A 932-nucleotide genomic window follows, 5' to 3' on the forward strand; every position below is an offset into this window, starting at 1 on the left:
ATCTAAGCTCGGTTTAGAGTTTGTTTCTTTCGTTTCTGAAAAAGAAATATAACAAGGCAATCAAGGTGATGCGTTACACTCGGCGGTTTTGGTACTGAGTTCAGTGTGCTTTGTTGGTTCGGTGGGGCACACCTTATTGCAGGCGTTAGTTGCCAACTGACGACAATCAGTCAGTTGGAAATTTTTGTTTTTGGTGAAGAACTCGCATTACACGAATGGTAGAGCCTTCAACCCAATAAGACACTATCATTGAAATCTCAGGAATAATGAGCAATCTACCTCGAATACCATCGCGCTGAACACCCATTAAAGGCTGCTCTAATAAACTCTCGATTTTAGCTTCAATGATTTCGTCGGTTTTTTCGGCTGCTTCAGGGTTGAAGTCATAAAGAAACTCAAAGATTTTCTCACGATCTTTTAGTGATTCTTCTTCCCATAAAATCATTGTTGACCTCGGTTGCGAATCTTAGCTTTACGTTCAGCCATTCGTGTTTTTGCAGAGTCATGATCAACAAAAGATGCTTTTCCTGAATCATATTTATCAAATGCTAGGTTAACTTGTTCTGTTAACCACGTGTCATGCGATAATGCTTTTCTTTGTTGTTCAGCCATTTGCTCAGTCAGTTCGCGACAAGCATCGCTTAGTGTACGACCTTGGCTTTCTGCCATCTGTTGGGCTAAGCGTTTAATTTCGTCATCAACACGAAATTGAATTCTAGTGTCCATGAGTAGCTCCAAAATTTGCGTGTGTACAAATGTTAGCACTGACCTTGAGGAAGGGCAACTAACAAACGACTATGGCGTCAATAGATAATTTTAAGCTGTTTTTGCATCCCATAGGGCGCCATCTCGCAGCATAGAATTTAAGATGTTAATCATCTTCCTGACGCAGGCGATAATGGCCACTTTTTTCGGTTTTCCTTCTGCCAGAA

2 protein-coding genes and 1 pseudogene are annotated in these 932 nt (G+C 41.0%); all 3 read right to left on the minus strand.

What is annotated here, in order from left to right:
• Positions 1–166 precede the first annotated feature (166 nt).
• Positions 167–445 (minus strand): type II toxin-antitoxin system RelE/ParE family toxin, encoded by a 279-nt coding sequence (locus EDI28_RS25915; RefSeq protein WP_128786695.1) that lies wholly within the window; start codon positions 443–445, stop codon positions 167–169.
• Complete coding sequence (locus EDI28_RS25920; RefSeq protein ID WP_128786696.1) at positions 442–726, minus strand: type II toxin-antitoxin system RelB/DinJ family antitoxin; 285 nt, start codon at positions 724–726, stop codon at positions 442–444. Before EDI28_RS25920 ends, EDI28_RS25915 begins: the two co-directional genes overlap by 4 nt.
• A gap of 90 nt (positions 727–816) precedes the next feature.
• A pseudogene (locus EDI28_RS25925) lies at positions 817–932 on the minus strand (IS110 family transposase); the annotation flags it as partial.

The organism is Photobacterium chitinilyticum (assembly GCF_004104355.1).
Classification (GTDB): Bacteria; Pseudomonadota; Gammaproteobacteria; order Enterobacterales; family Vibrionaceae; genus Photobacterium; species Photobacterium chitinilyticum.

Bases quoted from the DNA above. Each gene is read 5' to 3' on its own strand.
- EDI28_RS25915 (WP_128786695.1), bottom strand. From the start codon at position 445: ATGATTTTATGGGAAGAAGAATCACTAAAAGATCGTGAGAAAATCTTT.
- EDI28_RS25920 (WP_128786696.1), bottom strand. From the start codon at position 726: ATGGACACTAGAATTCAATTTCGTGTTGATGACGAAATTAAACGCTTA.